The organism is Staphylococcus parequorum (assembly GCF_039237145.1).
Lineage (GTDB): Bacteria > Bacillota > Bacilli > Staphylococcales > Staphylococcaceae > Staphylococcus > Staphylococcus equorum_A.
Genome location: NZ_CP150682.1, coordinates 2,071,355 through 2,098,147, shown reverse-complemented (window position 1 = coordinate 2,098,147; position 26,793 = coordinate 2,071,355). Strand labels below are relative to the sequence as shown.

The 26,793-nt window shown below is 33.5% G+C and carries 25 protein-coding genes; 23 read left to right on the top strand and 2 right to left on the bottom strand.

What is annotated here, in order from left to right; all coding sequences use genetic code 11:
• The 12 genes from priA (at window position 1) to AAA453_RS10140 (ending at window position 13,446) form a co-directional block, all read left to right on the top strand.
• Entirely contained in the window at window positions 1-2,409 is a 2,409-nt protein-coding gene (gene priA / locus AAA453_RS10195) for a primosomal protein N' (protein ID WP_427704796.1), read from the top strand.
• 753 nt (window positions 2,410-3,162) lie between these two features.
• Window positions 3,163-3,357 carry a helix-turn-helix domain-containing protein gene (locus AAA453_RS10190; protein WP_069816107.1) on the top strand — a complete coding sequence of 65 codons (195 nt, stop codon included), beginning with the start codon at window positions 3,163-3,165 and terminating at the stop codon, window positions 3,355-3,357.
• A gap of 89 nt (window positions 3,358-3,446) precedes the next feature.
• The gene (locus AAA453_RS10185; protein ID WP_427704793.1) at window positions 3,447-4,139 is read left to right on the top strand and encodes a GNAT family N-acetyltransferase; all 693 of its coding nucleotides are present in this window, start codon (window positions 3,447-3,449) and stop codon (window positions 4,137-4,139) included.
• A 260-nt stretch (window positions 4,140-4,399) separates the two neighbouring features.
• A complete protein-coding gene (locus tag AAA453_RS10180; protein ID WP_056935551.1) occupies window positions 4,400-4,888 on the top strand; it encodes a peptide deformylase in 489 nt (162 codons plus the stop codon).
• Entirely contained in the window at window positions 4,881-5,813 is a 933-nt protein-coding gene (fmt, locus tag AAA453_RS10175; protein ID WP_069816484.1) for a methionyl-tRNA formyltransferase, read from the top strand. The genes AAA453_RS10180 and fmt overlap by 8 nt, the downstream gene beginning before the upstream one ends.
• Window positions 5,814-5,815: 2 nt before the next feature.
• Complete coding sequence (gene rsmB, locus AAA453_RS10170; RefSeq protein ID WP_256092382.1) at window positions 5,816-7,123, top strand: 16S rRNA (cytosine(967)-C(5))-methyltransferase RsmB; 1,308 nt, start codon at window positions 5,816-5,818, stop codon at window positions 7,121-7,123.
• 3 nt (window positions 7,124-7,126) lie between these two features.
• Window positions 7,127-8,221, top strand: a complete 1,095-nt coding sequence (gene rlmN, locus AAA453_RS10165) for a 23S rRNA (adenine(2503)-C(2))-methyltransferase RlmN (protein ID WP_002512298.1) — start codon at window positions 7,127-7,129, stop codon at window positions 8,219-8,221.
• A gap of 4 nt (window positions 8,222-8,225) precedes the next feature.
• Window positions 8,226-8,969 (top strand): Stp1/IreP family PP2C-type Ser/Thr phosphatase, encoded by a 744-nt coding sequence (locus AAA453_RS10160; protein WP_069816101.1) that lies wholly within the window; start codon window positions 8,226-8,228, stop codon window positions 8,967-8,969.
• Entirely contained in the window at window positions 8,966-11,014 is a 2,049-nt protein-coding gene (gene pknB, locus AAA453_RS10155) for a Stk1 family PASTA domain-containing Ser/Thr kinase (RefSeq protein ID WP_427704790.1), read from the top strand. The genes AAA453_RS10160 and pknB overlap by 4 nt, the downstream gene beginning before the upstream one ends.
• A gap of 270 nt (window positions 11,015-11,284) precedes the next feature.
• Window positions 11,285-12,160 (top strand): ribosome small subunit-dependent GTPase A, encoded by an 876-nt coding sequence (rsgA, locus tag AAA453_RS10150; protein ID WP_427704788.1) that lies wholly within the window; start codon window positions 11,285-11,287, stop codon window positions 12,158-12,160.
• Window positions 12,161-12,805: a ribulose-phosphate 3-epimerase gene (gene rpe / locus AAA453_RS10145; protein ID WP_069816095.1), complete on the top strand. Its 645-nt coding sequence runs from the start codon at window positions 12,161-12,163 to the stop codon at window positions 12,803-12,805. It abuts the gene before it with no gap.
• Between the two features lie 5 nt (window positions 12,806-12,810).
• Window positions 12,811-13,446, top strand: a complete 636-nt coding sequence (locus AAA453_RS10140) for a thiamine diphosphokinase (RefSeq protein ID WP_069816093.1) — start codon at window positions 12,811-12,813, stop codon at window positions 13,444-13,446.
• A gap of 106 nt (window positions 13,447-13,552) precedes the next feature.
• Here AAA453_RS10140 and rpmB read toward each other — a convergent pair whose 3' ends face one another.
• On the bottom strand, window positions 13,553-13,741 hold the full coding sequence (rpmB, locus tag AAA453_RS10135) for a 50S ribosomal protein L28 (protein WP_002507894.1): 189 nt from the start codon (window positions 13,739-13,741) through the stop codon (window positions 13,553-13,555).
• 251 nt (window positions 13,742-13,992) lie between these two features.
• On the opposite strand from rpmB, the gene AAA453_RS10130 reads away from it, so the two are divergent.
• The 5 genes from AAA453_RS10130 to recG all read left to right on the top strand — a co-directional run bounded on the left by AAA453_RS10130 (window position 13,993) and on the right by recG (window position 20,130).
• Complete coding sequence (locus AAA453_RS10130) at window positions 13,993-14,364, top strand: Asp23/Gls24 family envelope stress response protein (RefSeq protein ID WP_069816091.1); 372 nt, start codon at window positions 13,993-13,995, stop codon at window positions 14,362-14,364.
• Between the two features lie 14 nt (window positions 14,365-14,378).
• Window positions 14,379-16,031 carry a fatty acid kinase catalytic subunit FakA gene (gene fakA, locus AAA453_RS10125; protein ID WP_427704786.1) on the top strand — a complete coding sequence of 551 codons (1,653 nt, stop codon included), beginning with the start codon at window positions 14,379-14,381 and terminating at the stop codon, window positions 16,029-16,031.
• 502 nt (window positions 16,032-16,533) lie between these two features.
• Entirely contained in the window at window positions 16,534-17,199 is a 666-nt protein-coding gene (gene sdaAB, locus AAA453_RS10120) for an L-serine ammonia-lyase, iron-sulfur-dependent subunit beta (protein WP_069816087.1), read from the top strand.
• A gap of 13 nt (window positions 17,200-17,212) precedes the next feature.
• Complete coding sequence (gene sdaAA, locus AAA453_RS10115) at window positions 17,213-18,082, top strand: L-serine ammonia-lyase, iron-sulfur-dependent, subunit alpha (RefSeq protein WP_057511997.1); 870 nt, start codon at window positions 17,213-17,215, stop codon at window positions 18,080-18,082.
• Between the two features lie 2 nt (window positions 18,083-18,084).
• Window positions 18,085-20,130, top strand: coding sequence for an ATP-dependent DNA helicase RecG (gene recG, locus AAA453_RS10110; protein WP_427704784.1), 2,046 nt, complete (start codon window positions 18,085-18,087; stop codon window positions 20,128-20,130).
• Between the two features lie 79 nt (window positions 20,131-20,209).
• Here the strand turns inward: recG and AAA453_RS10105 are convergent, their stop codons facing one another.
• A complete protein-coding gene (locus AAA453_RS10105; RefSeq protein ID WP_069816083.1) occupies window positions 20,210-21,769 on the bottom strand; it encodes a M4 family metallopeptidase in 1,560 nt (519 codons plus the stop codon).
• Between the two features lie 340 nt (window positions 21,770-22,109).
• On the opposite strand from AAA453_RS10105, the gene fapR reads away from it, so the two are divergent.
• From fapR to rnc, 6 genes are all read left to right on the top strand, one after another.
• The gene (gene fapR, locus AAA453_RS10100) at window positions 22,110-22,679 is read left to right on the top strand and encodes a transcription factor FapR (RefSeq protein ID WP_069832882.1); all 570 of its coding nucleotides are present in this window, start codon (window positions 22,110-22,112) and stop codon (window positions 22,677-22,679) included.
• Window positions 22,672-23,658 (top strand): phosphate acyltransferase PlsX, encoded by a 987-nt coding sequence (plsX, locus tag AAA453_RS10095; protein ID WP_427704782.1) that lies wholly within the window; start codon window positions 22,672-22,674, stop codon window positions 23,656-23,658. Before fapR ends, plsX begins: the two co-directional genes overlap by 8 nt.
• On the top strand, window positions 23,651-24,577 hold the full coding sequence (fabD, locus tag AAA453_RS10090) for an ACP S-malonyltransferase (RefSeq protein WP_427704779.1): 927 nt from the start codon (window positions 23,651-23,653) through the stop codon (window positions 24,575-24,577). Before plsX ends, fabD begins: the two co-directional genes overlap by 8 nt.
• The gene (gene fabG, locus AAA453_RS10085; protein WP_069816075.1) at window positions 24,570-25,304 is read left to right on the top strand and encodes a 3-oxoacyl-[acyl-carrier-protein] reductase; all 735 of its coding nucleotides are present in this window, start codon (window positions 24,570-24,572) and stop codon (window positions 25,302-25,304) included. The genes fabD and fabG overlap by 8 nt, the downstream gene beginning before the upstream one ends.
• Window positions 25,305-25,552: 248 nt before the next feature.
• Entirely contained in the window at window positions 25,553-25,786 is a 234-nt protein-coding gene (locus AAA453_RS10080; protein ID WP_002507883.1) for an acyl carrier protein, read from the top strand.
• A gap of 235 nt (window positions 25,787-26,021) precedes the next feature.
• Window positions 26,022-26,732 carry a ribonuclease III gene (gene rnc / locus AAA453_RS10075; protein WP_370736906.1) on the top strand — a complete coding sequence of 237 codons (711 nt, stop codon included), beginning with the start codon at window positions 26,022-26,024 and terminating at the stop codon, window positions 26,730-26,732.
• The last annotated feature ends 61 nt before the right edge of the window (window positions 26,733-26,793 follow it).

Here is a 26,793-nt window from a genome sequence, read left to right as displayed (position 1 = left end):
ATGATAGCAAAAGTAATTGTTGATATACCTTCTAAAAGTGTGGACTTTACGTTCGATTATATTATTCCTACAAGACTACAATCTATGATACAAGTTGGTATGCGTGTCATTGTGCCTTTTGGACCAAGAACAATTCAAGGCTATATTATGGAAATAACAGAACAACCTGACGCAAATATAGACATAGCTAAGTTAAAAGAGATAAAAGAAATTCAAGATATTAAACCAGAATTAACTGAAGAACTTATTAAGTTAACAGATTGGTATAATAATTATTTTGTGACGAAGCGAATTTCTATGTTAGAAGTGATGTTACCGAGTGCAATTAAAGCTAAATATACAAAAGTTTTTTCAATTGAAAATGATGAAGCAATTCCGGAACAGTTACGACGTCGTTTTGATAGCGAAGGGCATTATGCGTATAAAGAAGCTCAATATAATGATGATTTATCTGTCATATCACCTTTGTTAAAGCAAGGTGATATTAGTGAAGTAACATTGCTTTCTCAAAGTCTCAGTAAAAAGAAACAACGTGCTGTGAGAGTGATAGAAGGTTTTGAATATGATGCTGTACTTGGTTCTTTAGAAAAGTCTCAAAAGCAATATGATTTATATGCTTATTTAATTGATGAACGTCATCATACTGTATTACTGAAACAATTAGAAGCAATGAACTTTTCAAAATCGAGCATTGATACACTGATGCGCAAAGGCTTTGTGGAAAAATACGATGCAATCGTTGAACGTGATCCTTTTGAAACGCGTGTATTTGAACAAGACGAAAAGCAACAACTCACAGTTGACCAACAGCAAGCGTTTGAAGCAATACTTAAAAATATTAAGGCACATGAACAGAGAACTTTTTTACTACATGGTGTGACTGGTTCAGGAAAAACTGAAGTATATTTGCAAACAATTGAAGAAGTCTTGCATTTAGATAGACAAGCTATGATGCTAGTGCCGGAAATTGCCTTAACCCCACAAATGGTTTTAAGGTTTAAGCAACGATTTGGTGATGAAGTAGCCGTGCTCCATTCAGGCTTATCAAAAGGTGAACGTTATGATGAATGGCAAAAAATCAGAGATGGTAAAGCTCGGGTAAGTGTTGGTGCACGGTCAAGTGTGTTTGCACCATTTAAAAATTTAGGCATGATCATTATTGATGAAGAACATGAATCATCTTATAAACAAGAGGATTATCCTAGATACCATGCACGTGATATCGCAGAGTGGCGCAGTCAATATCATCAGTGTCCATTGATATTAGGGAGTGCTACACCAAGTTTAGAAACTTACGCGCGCGCAGATAAGGGTGTTTATGAACTATTATCTTTACCTAACAGAGTTAATCAACAGGCATTGCCAGAAATTGAAATCGTTGATATGAGAGCTGAATTAAGTTCAGGCAACCGGTCTATGTTTTCAGAACAATTACGTGAAGCCATTCAAACTCGTTTAGATAATCAAGAACAGATTGTATTGTTTTTAAATCGCCGAGGCTATGCATCATTTATGTTATGCAGAGATTGTGGTCATGTACCACAATGTCCCAATTGTGATATCTCATTGACTTATCATAAGTCTTCGGATCAATTGAAGTGTCATTATTGTGGGCATCAAGAAACACCACCGAACAAATGTCCTAATTGTGAAAGTGAGCATATCAGACAAGTTGGTACTGGTACACAAAGAGTTGAGGAATTATTACAAGAAGTGTTCCAAGAAGCACGCATTATACGAATGGATGTTGATACTACATCTCGTAAAGGTGCGCATGAAAAATTATTAAATGATTTTGGCTCAGGTAAAGGTGATATTTTATTAGGTACTCAAATGATTGCGAAAGGGTTAGACTTTCCTAATATCACACTCGTAGGTGTACTCAATGCGGATACAATGTTGAACCTTCCTGACTTCAGAGCAAGTGAACGTACTTACCAATTATTAACACAAGTATCAGGTCGTGCAGGACGTCACGAAAAAGAAGGACAAGTAATCATTCAAACTTATAATCCAGAACATTATGCGATTAAAGATGTTCAAGAAAATGATTATCCAGCTTTCTTTAACAAAGAGATGAATTATAGGAAAATAGGGAAATATCCTCCTTACTTCTTTTTAATTAATTTCACTATCGCACACAAAGATATGAAGAAAGTAATGGAAGCATCGAAACATATTCATAAAATTTTATTACAGCATTTATCAGACAAAGCGTTAGTATTAGGACCATCACCAGCAGCATTATCAAGGATAAATAATGAATATCGCTTCCAAATCTTAATTAAATATAAAAGTGAACCAGCGCTACACGAAGCGCTTAAGTATTTAGATGATTATTATCATGACCAATATTTAAAAGACAAGCTATCATTGAAAATTGATATTAATCCCCAAATGATGATGTAAGTAATTTGGTTGAATATATTGACTACAGGTGATCCAAAGTTTACAGCGGTTTGAATAATTAAATAAATTTCAAAAAAGGACAAATAGTTTAACTTGAGACGTTTTTAAAGTCTTAGTTAACTGTTTGTCTTTTTTAGTGCTATATATTTGAATGATTGTTTACAATGTCGGTTAATATATGTGGCATTCGTCGATTTGCATCAGTGAAATATTATATTGGAGGAGTTTTTGTGAGGAAAATACAAATCATTAATATTGCTAATGATTATAAATAGCATCTATAAAGGGGAATAAATACGCTAAAAACATAAGTATTACTAGAATAGCTATAAACCAGTTTTCTTTATCCAAACTTATTCATCCTTTGTAAAAGTATATGGTAACCATATTATAAAAGAATAACTAAAATCAATAACATAGAGTGAATGTAATTAAATCTTTAAGTTAAATTAACAATGTTATTAAAAGTAAATAGCGAGCTACCATTTATTATAAAGGTCTTTTTAACTTTTTATTTTTAAAATTAAAAATGTCTATAACAATTGTTATGTATGTAATTTTAATATATAAAAAACATATCAAATTTAAAATTTGCATTTAATGCTTTGTACAGTTATATTGAATAGTAACGAGTCCAATATAAATTGATATCGAACTTATTTAAAATAAAGGTCTGAGATTTTAAAATCAACAATAAAATACAATGGTGGGTATTTTTCATCATGTAAATATAATATCTAAGGGGATTTGTCTATGAGTTTAATGAATATGAGAGAAGCTACAGGATTAAGTATAGTTGAATTATCAAATCGCATCGCATCTTTATATAATACGAAATTAAGTCCTGAATTAATTGAACGCATAGAAAGTAAGCAAACGAAATTAAAAAATGAAGATGCACAAATATTGGCCGAATTTTTTAATACAACCTCTGAAGATTTAATGTGAATCAAATAGACTTAAAAATTCATCAGAATGAGTGTTTAATGATCTATAAATTTCGGCATAGTACGAGTGAGTAAAGGGGCGATATGGCAATGGTATATAATGAATACAATCAACCAATTGGTGATATAATAAATGATTTTGAAATGCCAAGTTTTCCTGAAGCAAAGTCATTGAAAGGACAATATAGTCGCTTGGAAAAATTGTCAACACAACATATCGATGATTTATTCAATCATTTTAGTGTAGAAGAAGATGCGCCGAATTGGACATATCTACCTGATGAACAAACTCAAGATTTTAATCAATTTAAAGTCTACATAAATAATAAAATTAAATCGAAAGACCCCTATTTTTTTTCAATTATTGACAACGAAACGGATGAAGCGGTTGGTATTTTGTCATTGTTAAGAATAAATCAAAAAAATGCATCTATCGAAGTGGGCCATATTCATTATTCAAATGTTTTAAAACAATCACGTATTGCAACTGAGGTCCAATATTTATTAGCAAATTATGTATTTGAAACATTAGGCTATAGAAGATATGAATGGAAATGTGATGCTTTGAATCAACCTTCTATTAAGGCGGCCAAAAGACTTGGATTTAGATATGAAGGTATCTTTAGAAATCATACAATTTATAAAAATAGAAATAGAGATACATGTTGGTTATCTATGATAGAAAGTGAATGGTATGAATATAAAATTAAGTTTGAAAAATGGCTGAATCCTTATAATTTTGATGAGTTTGGCAAACAGCTAACTAGATTGTCTATGGACTAGAAGAATGAAAATCAAAATTTATATAATCGAAGTATATGTAAAACGAAGGAAATATTTTATTGTAAACCGATAAAATATTTCCTTTTTTTTCTTTGGAATTGTTAAGCTATATGTAGTATTAGAAACGCATGAAATATATTTTCAAATTGAAATATAAACGGCTAGTACAGCTATTTCAATTAGCTGTTGCACAATGCATGATGCATTTTTGGTCAAAATAAGTTATAATGATATGATGAATTTTTGTGAGGAGAAATATGATGACAATTAAACAGCTTGTTACGAGTCAACACCCAATTCTAAAAAGATCAATACCTGATGTTACTTTATTTGACGCTCAATTAGCGGAGTTGTTACTCGATTTAGAAGATACAATGTATGACGTAGGTGCATCCGCTATATGTGCACCGCAAATTGGTATATCGCAAAAAGTAGCGATTATAGATATGGAAGTAGATGGCTTGTTACAACTGATTAATCCTCAATTAATAAGCGAATCTAATGAGAAAGTTACAGATTTAGAAGGATCTATTAGTATACCTAACGTATATGGTGAAGTGACAAGAAGTAAAATGATCGTTGTTAAAAGTAATGATAAAAATGGTAATGAAGTTGAAATGACCGCATATGATGATATTGCACGTATGATATTACATATGATTGACCATTTTGAAGGTAAGTTATTTACTGAGCGCGTAAGTAAATTTTTAAGTGAAGCTGAAATGGAGGCGTATTTTGACAATGAGTAAAATAATATTTATGGGGACACCTGATTTTTCAACTAAAGTTTTAGAAATGCTAATTGCTGAACATGATGTAATCGCAGTTGTAACGCAACCTGATAGACCAGTTGGTAGAAAACGTACGCTTACACCACCACCTGTAAAAAAAGTGGCAGTAGCACATGACATTGCGGTCTACCAGCCAGAAAAATTAGCACAATCAGAAGACTTAAAAGTACTTATTGATTTAAATGCAGACCTAATCGTCACAGCAGCTTTTGGACAAATATTACCAGAAACATTATTAGCATCACCTAAACTGGGTGCGATTAATGTCCACGCCTCATTGTTACCTAAATATAGAGGTGGCGCTCCAATTCATCAAGCGATTATTGATGGTGAAAAGGAAACAGGAATATCTATTATGTATATGGTTAAAAAATTAGATGCTGGTGATATTATATCTCAACGCGCTATCGAGATAGAACAGCAAGATGATGTAGGTACGATGCACGAGAAATTGAGTTTTTTAGGTGCAAACTTACTGAAAGAAACGTTGCCGTCTATTATAAGTGGCACGAACGACAGTATTGCTCAAAATGAAAGTGAAGCGACATTTGCCTCTAATATTAATCGTGAAGACGAGAAAATTGATTGGACACTTTCAGCAGAACAGATATATAACCATATTCGCGGCCTGTCACCATGGCCTGTTGCTTATACAGTAATGGATGACGGAAATTTAAAAATATATGCATCTAGAATTGAAAAAGATAAAACTGGAGAACCAGGTACGATTATAGAAACAACTAAAAAAGCAATTATCGTCGCGACTGGTTCCAAAGATGCTATTGCTTTAACAGACATACAAGTTGCAGGTAAAAAACGAATGCTTGCTGCAAATTACTTAAGTGGAGTGCAAACGCCACTCGTTGGGAAGGTATTATTATGACAATAGACACGAACGTAAGACAATTAGCGTTTGAAACTTTACAAGACATCATAAATGACAAAGCTTATAGCAATATCATCATTAATGAAGTTTTATCTAATAATGAATTAAATCGTGCAGATAAGGGATTATTTACTGAACTCGTTTATGGCACATTAAAAAGAAAATTTTCGCTGGATTACCTATTAAAACCTTTCGTTCAAACGAAGCTCAAAGGTTGGGTAAGACAATTACTATGGATGAGTATTTATCAATACGTATATTTAGACAAGGTTCCTGAACATGCAATTATAAACGAAGCAGTAGAAATTGCTAAACGTAAGGGTGGACCGCATAACGGTAACGTAGTAAATGGTATATTACGTAATATTATGCGCAGTGATTTGCCAGACTTCACTGAAATCACTGATGATAAAAAAAGAATCGCTATCGAATACAGTTTGCCAAAATGGTTAGTAGATCATTGGTCGACACACTTTGGTATTGAAAAAACTGAAGCAATCGCGGAATCATTTTTAACAAAAGTAGCGACAACTGTACGTGTAAATTTAACAAGAATTTCAATTGAAGATGCAATTAGAAGATTAGTTGAAGATGATTATATCGTGGAACAAGATAACGAAATTGATACATGTTTGCACATCAGTGGCAAACCAATTATCGAATCACGTATGTTCAAAGATGGTTTAGTTTCTATCCAAGATAAAAGTTCTATGTTCGTTGCGGAATTAATGGGATTAACTGAGGGCGACGAAGTATTAGATGCATGTAGTGCGCCAGGTGGAAAAGCGTGTCATATTGCAGAAGTATTAAATGGCACAGGTCATATTGATGCAACTGATATCTATGAACATAAGATAGATTTGATAGATTTCAATATTAAAAAATTACGATTGTCTAACATTTCTGCTTTTGAACACGACGCGACTGAAAAATATGGTAAAGTGTATGATAAGATTTTAGTTGATGCACCATGTAGTGGCTTAGGTGTCCTAAGACACAAACCTGAAATTAAATATGAACAATCGCAACAATCGATTCAATCATTAGTTGAAATTCAATTGGAAATTTTAAATAATGTGAAAGATAATTTAAAACCAGGTGGCACGTTAGTCTATTCTACATGCACAATTGAACAATTAGAAAATGAGAATGTAGTATATACATTTTTAAAAGATAATAAAGATTTTGAATTTGACACATTTGAACACCCGATTACTGGAGAAAAAGTGAAAACGATGCAAGTACTACCTCAAGATTTCAACTCTGATGGCTTTTTCATTACTAGGATTAGAAGAAAGGAAAATTAAATTATGATTACTGAAGAAAAGAAGAAAAAGAATAAGTTTCTTCCCAATTTTGAAAAGCAGTCCATTTATTCAATTAGATATGACGAGATGCAAGATTGGTTGATACAAAATGGTCAGCAAAAATTCAGAGCAAAACAAATTTTTGAGTGGCTTTACGAAAAACGCGTAGATAGCATCGACGAAATGTTGAATTTATCTAAGGAACTTAGAGAAGTTTTAAAAGAAAGTTTTACAATGACAACTATGACGACAGTCGTTAAACAAGAGAGCCGAGACGGTACAATCAAATTTTTATTTGAACTACAAGATGGCTATACAATTGAAACAGTTCTTATGAGACATGAATATGGGAATTCAGTATGTGTGACGACACAAGTAGGTTGTCGTATTGGTTGTACGTTCTGTGCATCTACATTAGGTGGATTGAAACGTAATCTAGAAGCGGGTGAAATAGTATCGCAAGTACTTACTGTTCAAAAAGCACTAGATGAATCAGAAGAACGCGTATCACAAATTGTTATCATGGGTATTGGTGAACCGTTTGAGAACTATGATGAAATGATGGATTTCTTAAAAATTGTCAATAACGATAATGGGTTGAATATTGGTGCCCGTCACATTACGGTATCAACTTCAGGTATTATTCCACGTATATATGATTTCGCAGATGAAGACATTCAAATTAATTTTGCTGTGAGTTTACACGGTGCAAATGATGAAATACGTTCTAGATTAATGCCTATTAACAGAGCATACAACGTTGAAAAATTAATGGAAGCTATTAATTATTATCAAGAAACAACAAATAGACGTATTACGTTTGAGTATGGCTTGTTTGGTGGCGTTAATGATCAACTTGAACATGCTAGAGAATTAGCGCATTTAATTCAAAACTTAAATTGTCATGTTAATTTAATTCCTGTTAACCACGTACCAGAACGTAATTATGTTAAAACACCTAAAGAAGACATATTTAAATTTGAGAAAGAATTAAAACGTTTAGGTATTAATGCAACAATTAGACGTGAACAAGGTGCAGATATAGATGCTGCGTGTGGTCAATTAAGAGCGAAGGAACGAAAAGTAGAAACGAGGTAGAGACATGCTAAAAGCACAATTTTTTACTGACACGGGACAATATCGTGATAAAAATGAAGATGCAGGTGGCGTATTTTATAATCAAACAGAGCAACAGTTATTAGTGCTCTGTGATGGTATGGGCGGACATCTTGCAGGTGAAGTCGCAAGCCAATTTGTAACCAATGAACTGCAAAGTCGATTTGAAGAAGAAAATCTTATCGAGGCAGATCAAGCTGAAGATTGGTTGAGAACAACACTAAAAGCGATTAACCGTGAATTATATCAATTGTCAGTAGAAAATCCAAAATATCAAGGTATGGGTACGACTTGTGTTTGTGCATTAGTATTTGATAATTATGTAGTTGTTGCAAATATTGGGGATTCACGTGCGTATTTAGTGAATAGTAGAGATATTGAACAAATTACCAACGATCACTCATTCGTGAATCATCTTATGATGATAGGCCAAATTAGCGCTGAAGAAGCGTTTACGCATCCACAACGCAATATTATTACGAAAGTGATGGGTACGGATAAATTAGTTACGCCAGATATTTTTGTGAAAAAAACGAATTTTTATGACTTTTTAATGTTGAATTCTGATGGTCTAACTGATTTTGTTCGTAACCATATGATTCAAGAAGTATTAATTCAAGATAATGAATTAGAAACACAGGGACAAAATTTAATAGAACTTGCATTATCACAAGATACGAATGATAACGTAAGTTTAATTTTGGCTGAGATTGAAGGTGATAAAGTATGATAGGCAAATTAATAAATGAACGCTATGAAGTGATTAAAAAACTTGGTGGCGGTGGTATGAGTACTGTCTATCTTGCTGAAGACTCGATACTCAACCGACAAGTAGCAATTAAAGCAATTAGAATTCCATCGGGTGAAAAAGAAGAAACAATTAAACGTTTCGAGCGTGAAGTACATAACTTAACTCAACTTTCACACGACAATATTGTTAGTGTATTTGATGTAACAGAAAATGAAGAGAACTTCTTTTTAGTGATGGAATACATAAAAGGTCCAACATTATCAGAATACATTCAAGAAAATCGTCCATTAGATATTGAAACTGTGTTGAATTTCACGAGACAAATTATCGATGGTATCAAGCATGCGCATGATACTAAAATTGTTCACCGTGATATAAAACCTCAAAACATTTTGGTGGAAAAAGATAAAACTTTAAAAATATTAGATTTTGGTATTGCTAAAGCGTTAAGTGAAACAACAATGACCGAAACGAATCATGTGTTAGGTACAGTACAGTATTTATCTCCAGAACAAGCACGAGGAGAGTCTACAGATAATGGAACTGATATCTATTCCATCGGTGTAGTATTGTATGAAATGCTTGTTGGGAAGCCTCCATTTTCAGGAGAAACCGCAGTAAGTATTGCAATTAAGCATATACAAGACCCGATGCCCAATGTTACTGAGCATCGTTCAGATGTGCCACAAGCTATAAGTAATGTTGTGCTAAAAGCAACAGAAAAAGATAGATCTGAACGTTATGAAACTGTTAAAGATATGCAAGAAGATCTTGATAGTGCATTGTCAAAAAGTAGAGAGCATGAAGCGAAATATCTTTCAGATGATGCTAACACTAAAACAGTGCCTATAAATAAAGAAGAAATTGCTAATCAAACACAATCAGAAAATCAACATAAAAATATTAAAGAAACGATGCAAATTCCTATTGTGAATCAACAAAAATTCCAATCTAGTGAAGAGCATATATATGCAATGCCAACGAAACAACGTTCAAAGAAAAAGAAGTTTTTCTATGCTATTGTAATTATTCTTTTATTATTTGGCTTATTTGGTTTTATGGCTATGGGAATGTTTGGGAGTAAGTATTTAGAGACGCCAGACTTATCTGGTAAAACTGAAAAAGAAGCAGAAACAATATTAAAAGATAATAAATTAGAACTTGGTGATATTTCTCGTGAATATAGCGATAAATACTCTGAAAATAAAATTATTAAAACAACACCTAAAAAAGGTGAGCGTTTAGAGCAGAAGAGTAAGGTGGATATCGTTTTATCTAAAGGACCTAAATTAGCAGAAATGCCTAGTCTTTATGGTATCCCTAAATCCGAAGCGATGGATAAGTTGAAAGACTTAGGCATTAAAGACGCTAAAGTAAAACAAGCGTATACGAACCAAAATGTAGCTAAAGGATTAATCGAAGGACAAAACGTATCACCTGGCGATAAAGTTGAAGTGAATGATAGTAATATCGAATTAACTGAATCATTAGGTACAAAACAAGTTTATGTCGAAGATTATGAAAACAAATCTTTTAAAACTGCTAAGTCAGAATTAGAAGCTAAAGGCTTTAAAGTTGTAGTTAATGAAGAGCAAGACGACGACAAAGTTAAAAAAGATCACGTTATCAGCCAATCACCAAAAGGTGAAGAAGTTGATGAAGGTTCAACGATTGGATTCACAGTTTCTAAAGGAGCACCTGAGGAAAAAGATGAAGACAAGGACAAAGACAAAGAAGATTCTGATAAAAAAGATGAAGCTAAGTCTAAAGATGATGAACTAGACAAGACGTATACAGAGACATATCAGGTACAGTATACGGGTGATGATGATGAGAGCCAAGAAGTCAAAGTTTATGTAAGAGATAAAGATGACGAAGGCGATTCAGCTTCACAGACGTACAAGATAAAAGAAAACAAAACAGTAAAAATCCCAATGACAATTCAAAAAGGCGAGACGGCAGGATATACCATTCGCGTTGACGATAAAATCGTCGCTGATAAAGATATTCCATATGATTTTTAGCCAAAGCTTACGATCCGAACTCGCACTTAACGAACGAAGATAGTTTAGTATTGCTAACTTACCTTTGAGTCAAACAAATATAAGTAAACACCATTTCAACTGATATAAAGTCTGTTGAAATGGTGTTTTATTTTATAGGTTTTATTATTTTTATGAGAGTAATAAGATGATTTATACTGATTTTTATACGAAATAGTCATAAATCATATTTAAATTAAAAAGGCTTTGCTATAATATATAAGATAATAGTTTTTAAAGAGAGGTGTCTAAGTGAAGACAGGACGCATTATAAAATCATTAAGTGGCGTTTATCGTGTAGATGTAGAAGGGGAACTATACGATACGAAACCACGCGGTTTATTCAGAAAAAATAAATTTTCACCGATTGTTGGTGATGTAGTTGATTTCGAAGTTGAGAATATAACCGAAGGATATATTCAATACGTTCATGATAGAAAAAATGAATTAAAAAGGCCACTTGTTAGCAATGTGGATCATCTTATATTAGTAATGAGTGCAGTAGAACCTGATTTTTCAACGCAATTACTAGATAGATTTTTAGTCATTGCGCATTCATATCATATGCGCCCGCGTATACTCATAACTAAAAGAGATTTAGCCTCAGCAGAAATGCAGCAAAAAGTTATACAATTGTTAAATGTTTATGAAAATATGGGCTATAAAACACAATTTATTAGTATCGATGATGATATTGAACCTGTTTTTGCTGCTTGGGGAGAAGGACTTGCTGTATTAAGTGGTCAATCAGGTGTCGGCAAATCGACACTATTAAATAAATATTTTCCAGAACTGAATATTGAAACACAACATATTTCAAAAGCGCTTAACCGCGGTCGCCATACTACAACGCATGTAGAACTTTTTGAACGAAGCCATGGTTATATTGCTGATACGCCTGGGTTTAGTGCGTTAGATTTTACACATATCCAAAAAGACGAATTAAAAAATTACTTTATGGAGATCAATGAATACGGCGAACAATGTAAATTTAGAGATTGTAATCATATTAATGAACCAAAATGTAACGTGAAAATAGAGTTGGAAAAAGGAAACATTGCACAATTTAGATATGACCATTACTTACAACTCTTTAATGAAATTGCAAATAGAAAGGAAAGATATTAAATGGCAAAACTTTATCCATCATTATTATCAACTGATTTTTTAAAATTACAAGAAGAATTAACAGCATTAGAAGAAGCAGGTGTAGACGGTGTACACTTTGATGTTATGGATGGCCAATTCGTGCCAAATATCTCGATTGGTTTACCGATACTTGAAGCAGTACGTAAAGGTACTAAACTGCCAATTGATGTTCATTTAATGATTGAAGAACCAGAAAAATATGTCGAATTATTTGCCGACTACGGTGCTGATATGATTTCAGTGCATGTAGAAGCAACACCTCATATTCATAGAGTGATAGAACAAATAAAGAATAAGCATGTAAAAGCAGGTGTTGTAATTAATCCTGGAACACCAGTTGATGCAATCTTACCAGTGATAAAAATGGTAGATTTTGTATTAGTGATGACAGTGAATCCTGGTTTTGGAGGTCAATCATTTATTAGTGATACTGTTGATAAATTAGATCAACTATCGAAAATCAAAGATGAATTAAATTTAGACTTTGAAATTGAAGTAGATGGTGGTATTAACAATGAGACTGTTGAAACTGTTATAAACCATGGTGCTACAATGTTAGTTGCGGGGTCATATTTTTTCAAACATGATGATTACAAAGTAGTAACTAAGACATTGAAAGGCTGAAGCTAATGAAAGTGAATTTATTGTGTGGTAATAGAAATTTGCCTGAAAGTTTATTAAACACTGAAACAGATGCGCATTGGATTGGGGTTGATCGAGGAGCGTTACTTTTGATAGAAGCAGGAATAACACCTCGATTCGCTGTAGGTGATTTTGACTCAATTACTAGTGAAGAAAAAGCATTTGTTGAAAAAAGAATTGACATTAATCCATTTAATTCGGAAAAAAATGATACAGACTTAGCTTTAGGTATTGATCAAGCAGTGACCAATGGTTATAAAGAAATTTGTGTTTATGGTGCTACAGGCGGTCGATTAGATCATTTTATGGGTGCATTACAAATTTTAGAAAAACCAGAATATACAGAGCAAAATATTGTCATAAAACTTATTGATGTGAATAATGAAATTCAATTTTTAAAAACAGGGTCATATACGATTCAGAAAAATGACAATTATCGTTATATCTCATTTATTCCAGTTACGTACCCTACGATTATCTCGTTAAATAATTTTAAATATAATCTTGAAAAGGAACAACTTAAACTTGGATCTACGTTAACGATTTCCAACGAACTCAACCAAGCAGAAGGTAATGTGAATATTACTGAAGGTAATGTATTAATGGTGAGAAGTAAAGATTAAAATACAACGACAAATAATGCTCAAGTTTATGAATTAATTTAAATGAGCGCATAAAAAAAGACCAATCCTCCACATAAGGACTGGTCTTTTTCGTGCATTATATTTATTAAACTCTAGTTACTTTACCAGATTTTAAAGCACGTGCAGAAACCCAAACTCTTTTTGGTTTTCCGTCTACAAGAATTCTAACTTTTTGAAGGTTAGCATTCCATCTTCTTTTAGAAGAATTTAAAGCGTGAGAACGATTGTTTCCAGTTGAAGCTTTACGACCTGTTACGAAACATTGTTTGCCCATGAAAGTACCTCCTTTAATAAATATAAATACACGCATCTACTACATACTTGAATAATGTACCACAAATAAAAATAGATGTAAATAAGAAGTATGATTTTTTCTATTTACATAGATTCTACTTTTGTTAAAATCAAATTATGGTATAATTATAAACTGTGGATAAATGTAGAAATTTGCTTAATTAGATAAATTATATTATTTGTTAATTTTATAGTTAATTAAACAACCATAAACTAGGAGGCCCAATTTAAATGACATTAGAAATCACAAATGATTATGGTAGTATAGACATTTCAAACGAAGTAATAGCTTCAGTTGTGGGTAGCAAAGCAGTAGAATGTTATGGGATTGTAGGAATGGCTTCTAGACAACAAGTAAGAGATGGAATTGCTGAAATATTAGGGCATGAAAATTATTCTAAAGGTATTGTTGTAAGAGAAGGCGATGGCGTTATAGATGTTGATATGTATATCATTGTAAGTTATGGTACTAAGATATCTGAAGTAGCGAGCAATTTACAGTCAACAATAAAATACACATTAGAGCAAACATTAAAAGTAAAAGTAAATTCAATAAATATATTTGTACAAGGTGTTCGAGTTAATAATGGCACTAAGAACTAGGAGGACAATACGGAATGGTTAGCAAAATAAATGGTAAATTATTTGCCGAAATGATTATACAAGGGGCACAAAATTTATCAAATCATGCAGACTTGGTTGATTCATTAAATGTGTATCCAGTACCAGATGGAGATACAGGGACAAATATGAATTTAACGATGACATCTGGAAGAGAAGCAGTGGAAGAAAACTTGTCGCAGCATATCGGTGAACTAGGGAAAACCTATTCAAAAGGTTTGTTAATGGGCGCTAGAGGGAACTCTGGGGTCATCTTATCGCAACTATTTAGAGGTTTTAGTAAAAGTTTAGAAGCGTATGATGAGATTAATGCACAGCAATTAGCAGAAAGTTTCAAAGCCGGTGTAGAAACTGCATATAAAGCAATTATGAAGCCTGTAGAAGGTACGATATTAACTGTAGCTAGAGATGCTGCAGATGCTGCTATGCGCAAAGTAGAAGAAACTGAAGATTGTATCGAATTGATGACATATATTTTAGAAGAAGCAGAAATCTCACTAGAAAACACGCCTAATTTATTACCCGTATTAAAAGAAGTGGGTGTAGTAGATAGTGGTGGTAAAGGTTTGGTTGTCGTTTATGCTGGTTTCCTTAAAGCATTAAAAGGTGAAACGGTAAGTGCTGAAACAGCTAAATTAGATAAAGATTCGTTAGTAAATGAAGCCCATGATTTTCATGGTGTAATTAATACTGAAGATATCGTTTATGGTTACTGTACAGAAATGATGGTACGTTTCGGGAAAAATAAAAAGGTATTTGATGAACAAACATTCAGAGAAGATATGAGTACATATGGTGACTCATTATTAGTCATAAACGACGACGAAATTGTTAAAGTACATGTACATAGTGAAAAACCAGGTGATGTGTTTAATTATGGTCAACAGTATGGAGAACTTATTAAATTAAAAGTAGAAAACATGCGTGAACAACACCGAGAAGTTGTAAAAAAAGAACAAGTAGGTCAAAGAGAGACTCAAACACCTGAAACAGTTGAAACGGCAGTTATTGCTATTTCAATGGGAGATGGTATATCTGAATTGTTCAAATCAATGGGTGCAACACATATGATTAGTGGTGGTCAAACAATGAATCCATCAACTGAAGATATCGTTAAAGTAATTGAACAGTCACAATGTAAACGCGCAATTATTTTACCTAATAATAAAAATATTATGATGGCGAGCGAACAGGCTGCAAATATCGTAGGTGCTGAAGCTGTCGTTATCCCAACTAAATCTATACCACAAGGCATTGCAGCACTCTTTAATTATGATGAATCAGATGCGCTTGAAGCTAACAAAACACGCATGGTTGAATCACTTGAAGCAGTGAAATCAGGTTCAGTGACATATGCTGTAAGAGATACAAAAATTGATGGTGTTGAAATTAAAAAAGATGCGTTTATGGGCTTAGTTGAAGACAAAATCGTTACGAGTAACGAAAATGAATTTGAAACTGTTAAAGGTTTATTGTCTGAAATGATTCAAGATGATAGTGAAATCATTACGATGATTATCGGCGAAGATGCAAATGCATCATTGACTTCAGATATTGAAACTTGGCTTGAAGCATCTTATCCAGAAGTAGAATTAGATCAACATGAGGGCCAACAACCTGTATATCAATATCTATTCTCTGTAGAATAAATATATTTATTGAACACTTGTATATATGAATAGCTTCCACTTTAGGAAGCTATTTTAAATTGTCGACAAGGTCTAAAAGCTTTGTTGACAATTTTTTTGTGCACGTTTTCTGTGAGTAGAACTATAGCTTCACTATATATTACATACTTGCTTCACTAGGACATGACCTCAACCTATAGGCTGCGATTTGTTTTGGATTATTCGTATCATGGCAGGCGTCTTAGATGAAAAAAGTTCATAAACTAAAAAATATAGAGTTAGTCTACTAAGGATAAATTTTGTGACAGTAATTATTTTATTGTATGTAAAGATTTGTATAATTAAATTGAAAGTAAACATTTTTATTTAATTAAACCTTATACAACAATATTCTTCTTTTAAATGAGAATAATGCAACCAGTATTGGTTTATAATGTCTTGCTTAATTGTTATAATGAGTTGCATGCATATAAATGTAAGCGCATTACATTAGAAACATTAAAAATAAGAGTGGGGTATAATTATGAAATATAAAACAGTTTTCGATATTATAGGACCTACAATGGTGGGGCCGTCTTCATCTCATACTGCTGGTGCAGTAAGAATTGGATTAGTAGCAAAAGATTTATTTAATCAATTGCCAAAACAAGTTGATATCTATCTTTATGGTTCATTTATGGAAACGTACAAAGGACATGGTACAGATGTAGCACTTGTTGGTGGTTTGCTAGGTTATGATACAGATGATGACCGCATACAAACAAGTTTAGAAACAGCTGAGCAAATGGGAATGAAAGTGAATTTTATAGAAATGGCTGAAGAAAGATCACATCCTAACACTGCTATTATCAATATGAGAGATGCTGATAAAGAAATTTCTGTTGAAGGTGTTTCTATAGGTGGCGGTAAAATTGAGGTAGTTGCTATTAATGGATTTAATATTGCGATAAGCGGTAATTATCCAGCTCTGCTTGTGTTTCACAAAGATACTTTTGGCACGATTGGTCGTGTAGCAAATATTTTAGGTGATTCTAGTATCAATGTGGGGAGTATGCAAGTTTCTAGAAAAGAAAAGGGCGACCAAGCGTTAATGACTTGTGAATTAGATGAATCTGTGACAGATGAAATTATAGATAAAATTAAAAACGTCGAAGGTGTAGTGACAGTTTCACTCATGGGCGACGCCTAATGGAGGGTAACGCATGTTTAAAAGTGTGAAAGAACTAGTAGAAAAATGTGAAACAGAAAATAAAAAAATTCATGAAATCATGCTAGAGCAAGAAATGGAAGTAACTGGCTTATCCGAAGCTGATATTTATGCCGGCATGGATAAAAACTTACAAACGATGGAAAATGCACTTGATGAAGGGTTAGAAGGCGTAACTTCAACTACTGGATTAACTGGTGGAGATGCTGTGTTAATCAAAAATTATTTGAAGACAGGTAAATCATTAGCTGGACCAACTTTATTGGATGCAGTGAGTAAAGCAGTTGCAACAAATGAAGTCAACGCAGCAATGGGTAAAATTTGTGCAACACCTACTGCCGGCTCTGCAGGTGTAGTACCAGGCGTATTATTTGGACTCAAACCACGCCTTGAACCTACAAGAAAAGATATGTTGAACTTCTTACTTACCTCTGGTGCGTTTGGTTTTGTAGTGGCAAACAATGCATCAATTTCAGGTGCAGCAGGCGGTTGTCAGGCAGAAGTAGGTTCTGCTGCAGCGATGGCAGCAGGTGCAACCGTAGAACTTGCTGGCGGAACGCCACAACAATCGGCTGAAGCTTTTGCAATTTGTTTGAAGAATATGCTAGGTTTAGTATGTGACCCAGTAGCTGGCTTAGTTGAAGTGCCTTGTGTGAAGAGAAATGCTGCAGGTGCATCAAACGCAATTGTCTCTGCTGATATGGCTTTAGCAGGTGTAACTTCAAGAATTCCCACAGATGAAGTGATTGAAGCAATGTACAAGATTGGCCAAACGATGCCATCAGCATTGCGTGAAACTGGTCGTGGAGGTTTAGCTGGTACACCAACAGGTCAGCGTCTAAAACAAGAAATATTTGGTGATTAAAAATGTCAAAAGTCAATTTAATAGATAGTCCCTTTCCTTTATCACAGATAAAAGGACTGGGCCCGAAAAGGTTGTCCGTATTAAATGAATTAAATATCCATACTGTAGAGGATTTAATTTTATATTTACCAACCCGTTACGAAGATAATACAGTAATTGACTTGAATACGGCCGAAGATCAAGCGACAGTGACAGTGGTAGGAGAAGTATATTCGACGCCTACTGTCGCTTTTTTTGGTCGTAATAAATCTAAGTTAACCGTACATATCATGGTCAATAATATTGCTGTAAAATGTACTTTTTTCAACCAACCATATTTAAAAAAGAAAATTGAATTGCATGGTACAGTTACGGTAAAAGGTAAATGGAATAGAAGTAAACAAGAGATAAATGGCAGTAGAATGTTTTTCAATCAACAAGAGACTCAAAAATCACAATTTGAACCTGTTTATCGTGTTAAAGAAGGCATTAAACAAAAACCATTGAGGGATATGATTCGACAATCGTTGGGAGAAGTCACTATACATGAATGGCTCTCTGATGAATTGAGACAAAAATATAAATTAGAATCATTAGAGGATACGATTAAAGCGTTGCATTTTGCCACAGACAAGGCATCTTTGCTTAAAGCACGTAGAACATATGCTTTTACAGAATTATTTATGTTTGAGTTACGAATGCAATGGTTAAACCGATTAGAGAAAACATCGGATGAAGCGATTGAAGTAGATTATGATATTAATTTAGTGAAACATTTTATAGACTGCCTTCCTTTTGAACTCACTGACGCGCAAAAGCATAGTGTTAATGAAATATTCAGAGACTTAAAAGCACCAATAAGAATGCATCGTCTCTTGCAAGGTGACGTGGGTTCAGGTAAAACTGTCGTAGCAGCAATCTGTATGTACGCACTGAAAACTGCGGGATTTCAATCAGCATTGATGGTGCCTACTGAAATATTAGCAGAACAGCATGCAGAAAGTTTAGTTGAAATTTTCGGCGACAGGATGAATGTGGCCTTACTTACAGGTTCAGTAAAAGGTAAAAAACGAAAGTTGTTACTAGAGCAACTACAAAATAATGAAATTGATTGTATTATCGGCACACACGCCTTAATACAAGATGATGTAGTATTTAATAATGTAGGTCTAGTAATAACAGATGAACAACATCGTTTTGGTGTGAATCAACGTCAATTGTTGAGAGAAAAAGGTGCGATGACTAACGTCCTTTTCATGACAGCTACACCTATACCACGAACATTAGCTATATCCGTTTTTGGTGAAATGGATGTCTCATCCATTAAACAATTACCAAAAGGCAGAAAGCCGATTATTACTTCATGGTCCAAACATGAAGCTTATGAAAGTGTACTCAATCAAATGACTTCGGAATTAAAAAAAGGTAGGCAGGCATATGTAATTTGTCCTCTAATTGAAAGTTCTGAGCATTTAGAAGATGTGCAGAACGTTGTTGAGTTGTATGAATCGCTACAGATATATTATGGTACTGAAAAAGTAGGATTGCTACATGGTAAGTTGCATTCAGAAGAAAAAGATAGAGTAATGCAGCAATTTAGTAATCATGAAATAGACGTTTTAGTATCTACAACCGTTGTAGAAGTAGGAGTGAACGTACCTAATGCAACGTTCATGATGATTTATGATGCTGATCGTTTCGGTTTATCTACTTTACATCAGTTAAGAGGGCGTGTAGGTAGAAGTGAACAACAAAGTTATTGTGTACTCATTGCTTCACCGAAAACAGAAACAGGTATAGAGCGCATGAATATTATGACACAAACGACAGATGGTTTTGAATTAAGTGAACGTGATTTAGAGATGAGAGGACCTGGCGATTTCTTTGGTGTGAAACAAAGTGGTTTGCCTGACTTCTTAGTCGCAAATGTTGTTGAAGATTATAAAATGTTAGAAGTAGCAAGAGATGAAGCAGCTGAATTGATTCAATCTGGTGTCTTTTTCGAAGCTCAATATCAAATGTTGAGAACATTTGTTGAAGAAAACTTATTATATATGAGTTTTGATTAATAAAGAAAGTATAAAAAAACGGGGCTGAGACATATATTTATGTCTCGGTCCCATTTTTAAATTGAATGTATAATGTTTGTTAATTAACGCCTACGTCAGACCAAGCCTTTTCAATTGCTTTAGATGTTTCGCTATTCGTACCATAAAGGTGGTTCGAAGCTTCTTTTAATGATGCCTTTGCATCAGAAAATTGAGCGTTAGGCGTTAAATATTGTGTGAGTGCTAAATAATAAATTTGTTCAGCTTTTTCTTTGCCAATCGCATTAATTGTTAGGTATGCAGCTTTGTTAGGAATGCCACTATTGGTATGAACACCACCGCTATCTTGGCTGCCTTGTAAATATTGATCCATATGCGCAGGTTGGTTATACTGTTCTGGATTTTTTAAACTTCTTAATGCATCACCATCTTTATTCGGTGTATATACATCCTCGCCGAGTAACCAATCGTCTGAATCAACAAAATAACCAAAAACGTCAGAGAAAGATTCGTTTAATGCACCCGATTGATGACTATACTCTAAACCTGCAGTGCGTTCTGTTACTGCATGTGTGAGCTCATGGGCAACGATATCATTCGCACCTGACAATGCCTTAAACGTCTGGCCGTCCCCGTCACCATAAATCATATATTGACCCGTCCAGGCGGCGTTATTAAAGTTTTTGTCATAATGAACGACCGAATCAATGTCACCGCCGTTATTATCATAACTGTTTCTATCATGTTTATTGAGGAAATAGTCATAGACTTCTTTGGCATAATAATGGGCATCTACGCCGGCGCGTTGTTCTTCTTTATTGAAATGATTGCTGTCATTTGTAATAGGTGAATAGGCATTTGTCGTTTCATTTGCAGTTTTAGTTTCTATGACTGCATCTTGAGAAGTATCGAGTAATGAATATGAATCATTTGCTTTTGTAACGCTTAAAGGTTGTTTTTCATCTCCATTAACGCCTGTCCCTTTACCTTCAGTTGTTGCATTTTTAATAACGTTTTGTTTTTTTAATACTTCACCGGTAGTAGCATCAATTTGGATTTTCCAATGTGCTGCTTTAGGAGAAATATAATTAAGTTCAATATCATAAACAAGTCTTTGCTTATCACTATTTATATCAATATTGTTTTTACTGACAACAGGATAGCTTTTTATGTTTTTTACATCAGACTTTGCTTTGCCTATTGCTTCAAAAGCTTTATTTTCAGCGTTAGCAGAAGATAATTTAGCTTCATTTTCTACTTTTATGTATGGTTTATCTACATTACCATTTATCAATGTTACTTTACCATTTTTATTGACATGTACTTTGATTGTTGTGCCGTCTGATGTAATGTCGTTTACTTTAGGCTTCAATGCGTAATGTGTGACGCCAGTTTTATCTTGTTGTTTATCTATCACGTTATATTGTTTGAAAGCTTCTTTATTGATAGTTTCTTGCTTAGTCTTGGATGATTGATTAACAAGAGATTGTGCATTATTTTGTAAAAATTGTTCTACATCTGCATCATTATTAATCGCAGGGGTATTTGATGACTCTAGACTTTCAGGCTTAATACTATTACTTTCTTGTGCATCAGCATAGCTTGTAGTGAAGGCTAATAATGAACATGACAGTAATGTAGTTGATAATATTTTTTTCATTAGATCCTCCTAAATAAAGTATCCAATTAATGGAATGATTTTTGAAAAATAAATATAATACATCTTTAAAACAATTCAAATTATACATTTCAATTTTATTTAATTCAATATCTTAATAAATATTTATATAGAATGATTAGTATTTGTATTTATTTTGATAATTAAACCGACTGGAAAACGTTTTAAACGTTATAATATTTTTTATATTGGATATCTGACGTGAAAAACATCTAAGGAAGTATGTTTTTTGTTGAGCTAATGAAATAGAAAGTGTTATGATATGTTAGGAATGTTTAAGACTTGGTACTAAAAATTAGGTAATTTAGGTGGTTAGAATAAAATGAAGTTAAAAAAACAAGAACGACGCGAAGCAATTAAAAAAGAAATTGAAAAAAACCCCTTTATTACAGATTTAGATTTGAGTACACTTTTTTCAGTGAGTATTCAAACTATTAGGTTAGATCGTACATACTTAGATATTCCAGAACTAAGAAAACGAATTAAATCCGTAGCAAGAAAAAATTATGAAAGTATTCGATCCATTGATGGTAGTGAAATCATAGGCGATGTAATAAATGTTCAGCCTGATCAACTCGCAACTTCAATTATAGATATTGATGAAGATTCTGTATTTACTAGAAATAAAATTGCCAGAGGACATGTACTTTTTGCACAAGCGAATTCCCTGTGTGTAGCACTGATACATAAACCTGTTGTGTTAACTCAGGAAAGTAATGTAGCATTTTTAAAAACAGTGAAATTAAATGATACAGTACGTGCTGATGCACAAGCGATTGAAATTACAAGTAAATATTATATGATAAAAGTAAATTCGTATGTCAAAGATACTTTGGTATTTAGAGGTACATTCAAAATGTATTATACAAGTGAGGATGAACAAGATGGTTAAAATAGCGATTGATATGATGGGTGGAGACGATGCACCTGAAATCGTTTTAGAAGCTGTTGAAAAAGCTGTGAATGATTTTAAAGATTTAGAAATAATTTTATTTGGTGATCAAACTAAATGCACACTCAAACATGGTCGTGTAGAAGTACGTCATTGTACAGAAGAAATTACGATGGACGATGAACCAGTTAGAGCGATTAAACGTAAAAAAGATAGCTCAATGGCTCGTATGGCTGAAGCGGTTAAAGCTGGTGAAGCAGATGGTTGTGTATCTGCAGGAAATACAGGTGCATTGATGTCTGCTGGTTTATTTATAGTAGGACGTATTAAGGGTGTTGAACGCCCAGCATTAGTCCTCACTTTGCCAACAATTTCTGGAAAAGGATTTGTGTTTATGGATGTAGGTGCTAATGCAGATGCCAAGCCGGAACACTTATTACAATATGCCCAATTAGGCAATATTTATGCCCAAAAAATCAGGGGCGTTGAACAGCCTTCAGTAGGTTTGTTGAATATTGGTACAGAGGCAGCTAAAGGTAACACATTAACTAAAAAAGCATTTAGTTTGATGGACGAACAAAATGTCTTCAATTTCACAGGAAACGTAGAAGCAAAAGGTTTAATGGATGACGCAGCTGATGTTGTAGTTACAGACGGATATACTGGTAATATGATTCTTAAAAATTTAGAAGGTGTTGCAAAAGCGATGGGTAAAATGCTTAAAACAACGCTTCTAAGTAGTTTCAAGAATAAAATTGCCGCACTTGTATTACGTAAAGACTTAAATGGTTTGATGTCAAAAATGGATTATGCAGAATATGGTGGTTCGGTATTATTAGGATTGAATGGCATTGTAGTAAAAGCACATGGTAGTTCTAGTGCGAAAGCTTTTTATTCAGCAATCCGTCAAGCTAAAATAGCTGGAGAACAAAATATTGTAGAAACTATGAGAGAAACGGTGGGTAAAGTAAATGAGTAAAACTGCGATTATCTTCCCAGGCCAAGGATCACAAAAAGTCGGGATGGCAAATGATTTATTTAATCAAAATGATGCTGCAACAAAGATTCTTAATCAAGCACAAGCAAAAATGGATTTTGATATTTTAGAAACAATGTTTTCAGATGAAGAAAACAAATTAGGTCAAACAGAAAATACACAACCTGCGTTGCTAACACATAGCTCAGCTTTATTACAAGCACTTAATAATCTAAATGCTGATTATACAATGGGTCATAGTTTAGGTGAATATGTGAGTCTAGTAGCGAGTGGTGTATTGAAATTTGACGATGCAGTTCAAATTGTTCGTAAGCGTGGACAACTGATGGCCGTCGCTTTTACTGATGGTGTTGGAAGTATGGCTGCAGTATTAGGTTTGGATTTTGATGATGTTAATGCAATATGTCAAAAACTTTCAACAGATGAAGAAATTATTGAACCAGCAAATATTAATTCACCTGGACAAATCGTTGTCTCTGGACATAAAACATTAATAGATAAATTAGTGGCAGAAGGTAAAGCATTAGGTGCGAAACGCGTCCTACCACTTGCTGTGTCTGGCCCATTTCATTCATCTATGATGCAAGTGATCAAAGACGATTTTGCTGAGTATATTGAACAATTTGATTGGAATGATGCGCAATTCCCTGTAGTTCAAAATGTGCACGCAAAAGGTGAAACAGATGCAAATGTAATTAAGGATAATATGATTAAACAATTATATTCACCAGTACAATTCATTGATTCAACACAATGGTTAATTGATCAAGGTGTAGATCACTTTATTGAAATTGGTCCTGGTAAAGTACTTTCAGGTTTAATTAAAAAGATAAATAGAGATGTGAAAATAACTTCAATTCAAACATTAGAAGATATGAAAGCGTGGAATGAAAATGACTAAAAGTGCATTAGTAACTGGTGCTTCAAGAGGTATAGGACGTAGTATAGCGATTCAATTGGCAGAAGAAGGATACAATGTTGCTGTGAATTTTTCGGGAAACAAAGAAAAAGCGGATGCTGTCGTAGAAGAAATTAAAGCGATAGGCGTTGAAAGTTTTGCTATTCAAGCAAATGTTGCAAATGGTGATGAAGTAAAAGCAATGATTAAAGCGGTTGTTGGCGAATTTGGTTCAGTTGATGTCCTTGTTAATAACGCAGGTATTACCCGTGATAATTTGCTTATGCGTATGAAAGAGCAAGAATGGGATGACGTAATTGATACAAACTTAAAAGGTGTTTTCAACTGTATTCAAAAAGTGACACCACAAATGCTAAGACAAAAGAGTGGTGCAATTATTAATTTATCAAGTGTTGTTGGAGCCATGGGTAATCCAGGCCAAGCAAACTATGTTGCGACTAAAGCTGGCGTAATTGGTTTAACGAAATCAGCAGCACGTGAACTGGCTTCAAGAAACATCACAGTAAATGCTGTTGCACCAGGTTTTATTGTTTCTGATATGACGGATGCTTTAAGTGATGAGCTTAAAGCAAAAATGTTAGAACAAATCCCATTAGCAAAATTTGGGAAAGATCAAGACATTTCTCACACTGTAGCATTTTTAGCTTCAGACAAAGCGAAGTATATTACGGGTCAAACAATACATGTCAATGGTGGTATGTACATGTAAGTAAGTGCTACACAGCATGACAAATTTTGTTTTATAAAACTTCTGATCTCACATAGGAGATTATGATAAGGTATAAAGTATAGATTTAAAATGATTGTGTCACAACTTCATTACTACACTTGATTGTATAAGATCCATTAATATAATGTTATACAGTACAATCATTCGAAATACTACTTGTATTTCAATTGATAAAGTGGGAAAATATATAAGTCTATAATTAGATTTTTTAAAGGAGGTGAATCGACGTGGAAAACTTCGACAAAGTAAAAGATATCATCGTTGACCGTTTAGGTGTTGACGCTGAAAAAGTAACTAAAGAGGCATCTTTCAAAGATGATTTAGGCGCTGACTCACTTGATATTGCTGAATTAGTTATGGAATTAGAAGACGAATTTGGTACTGAAATTCCTGATGAAGAAGCTGAAAAAATCAACACTGTTGGTGACGCAGTAAACTTTATTAATAGTATCGAAAAATAATAAAAAAAATATCTGAGTCGTTGAGATGACGGCTCAGATTTTTTATTGATTTTAAACAGAATTTATATTGTAAGATAATACTGCTATAGCGATTTTTACTAGATATATAGATGGTAAATACAGTAGACAGTTTTTTCTTTAGTTTTATTGTATTTTCACGTAAAATATAAAGGTATTAGTACTTTAGCATTAAATCTGAGGAGGAAATAGATTGACCAATTATAAAAAAATAGAAATGGTTAAAGCATTTGAAAAAAAATTTGCGCAGAAGATGCAAGAATTAGACTTGAATTTTAAACAAATAGAATTATATCAGCAAGCATTTTCGCATTCGAGTTTTATAAATGATTTTAATATGAATCGTTTAGAGCATAATGAACGATTAGAATTTTTAGGAGATGCGGTATTAGAATTGACGGTTTCACGTTATTTATTTGATAAATATCCAGAATTGCCAGAGGGTAATTTAACAAAAATGCGTGCAACAATTGTTTGTGAGCCTTCACTTGTAATATTTGCGAAAAAAATTCAAATCAATGAACTTATCTTGTTAGGTAAAGGTGAAGAGAAAACAGGTGGCAGAACCCGTCCCTCACTCGTATCAGATGCATTTGAAGCATTTGTAGGTGCATTATATTTAGACCAAGGTTTAGAATCTGTGTGGAAGTTTGCAGAACAAATTATTTTTCCGTATGTCGAAGATGAAGAACTTGATGGCGTTGTTGACTTTAAAACCCAATTTCAAGAATTTGTCCATAGACAAAATAAAGGTGATGTCACTTATCGTTTAATTAATGAAGAAGGACCAGCGCATCATCGTTTATTTACTTCTGAAGTGATTTTAGAAAATGCTGCAGTAGCGGAAGGTAAAGGGAAGACTAAAAAAGAATCCGAACAAAAAGCAGCAGAAAGCGCATATAAATCAATGAAAAACAAAGCTAAATAACTTTGTTATAAAACAATATGATAAGAAGTGAATCATATATTGTTAAAACCTTCGCAATAGC

What these genes read in the sequence shown, in the direction of transcription:
- AAA453_RS10185 (WP_427704793.1), top strand. Translation starts at nt 3,447, where the DNA reads ATGGTATATAATGAATACAATCAACCAATTGGTGATATAATAAATGAT.
- rpe (WP_069816095.1), top strand. Translation starts at nt 12,161, where the DNA reads ATGGCAAAACTTTATCCATCATTATTATCAACTGATTTTTTAAAATTA.
- recG (WP_427704784.1), top strand. Translation starts at nt 18,085, where the DNA reads ATGTCAAAAGTCAATTTAATAGATAGTCCCTTTCCTTTATCACAGATA.
- AAA453_RS10180 (WP_056935551.1), top strand. Translation starts at nt 4,400, where the DNA reads ATGACAATTAAACAGCTTGTTACGAGTCAACACCCAATTCTAAAAAGA.
- sdaAA (WP_057511997.1), top strand. Translation starts at nt 17,213, where the DNA reads ATGTTTAAAAGTGTGAAAGAACTAGTAGAAAAATGTGAAACAGAAAAT.
- priA (WP_427704796.1), top strand. Translation starts at nt 1, where the DNA reads ATGATAGCAAAAGTAATTGTTGATATACCTTCTAAAAGTGTGGACTTT.
- rlmN (WP_002512298.1), top strand. Translation starts at nt 7,127, where the DNA reads ATGATTACTGAAGAAAAGAAGAAAAAGAATAAGTTTCTTCCCAATTTT.
- fabD (WP_427704779.1), top strand. Translation starts at nt 23,651, where the DNA reads ATGAGTAAAACTGCGATTATCTTCCCAGGCCAAGGATCACAAAAAGTC.
- AAA453_RS10190 (WP_069816107.1), top strand. Translation starts at nt 3,163, where the DNA reads ATGAGTTTAATGAATATGAGAGAAGCTACAGGATTAAGTATAGTTGAA.
- AAA453_RS10105 (WP_069816083.1), bottom strand. Translation starts at nt 21,769, where the DNA reads ATGAAAAAAATATTATCAACTACATTACTGTCATGTTCATTATTAGCC.
- fapR (WP_069832882.1), top strand. Translation starts at nt 22,110, where the DNA reads ATGAAGTTAAAAAAACAAGAACGACGCGAAGCAATTAAAAAAGAAATT.
- fabG (WP_069816075.1), top strand. Translation starts at nt 24,570, where the DNA reads ATGACTAAAAGTGCATTAGTAACTGGTGCTTCAAGAGGTATAGGACGT.
- fakA (WP_427704786.1), top strand. Translation starts at nt 14,379, where the DNA reads ATGGTTAGCAAAATAAATGGTAAATTATTTGCCGAAATGATTATACAA.
- plsX (WP_427704782.1), top strand. Translation starts at nt 22,672, where the DNA reads ATGGTTAAAATAGCGATTGATATGATGGGTGGAGACGATGCACCTGAA.
- rpmB (WP_002507894.1), bottom strand. Translation starts at nt 13,741, where the DNA reads ATGGGCAAACAATGTTTCGTAACAGGTCGTAAAGCTTCAACTGGAAAC.
- AAA453_RS10140 (WP_069816093.1), top strand. Translation starts at nt 12,811, where the DNA reads ATGAAAGTGAATTTATTGTGTGGTAATAGAAATTTGCCTGAAAGTTTA.
- sdaAB (WP_069816087.1), top strand. Translation starts at nt 16,534, where the DNA reads ATGAAATATAAAACAGTTTTCGATATTATAGGACCTACAATGGTGGGG.
- pknB (WP_427704790.1), top strand. Translation starts at nt 8,966, where the DNA reads ATGATAGGCAAATTAATAAATGAACGCTATGAAGTGATTAAAAAACTT.
- rnc (WP_370736906.1), top strand. Translation starts at nt 26,022, where the DNA reads ATGGTTAAAGCATTTGAAAAAAAATTTGCGCAGAAGATGCAAGAATTA.
- fmt (WP_069816484.1), top strand. Translation starts at nt 4,881, where the DNA reads ATGAGTAAAATAATATTTATGGGGACACCTGATTTTTCAACTAAAGTT.
- AAA453_RS10160 (WP_069816101.1), top strand. Translation starts at nt 8,226, where the DNA reads ATGCTAAAAGCACAATTTTTTACTGACACGGGACAATATCGTGATAAA.
- AAA453_RS10130 (WP_069816091.1), top strand. Translation starts at nt 13,993, where the DNA reads ATGACATTAGAAATCACAAATGATTATGGTAGTATAGACATTTCAAAC.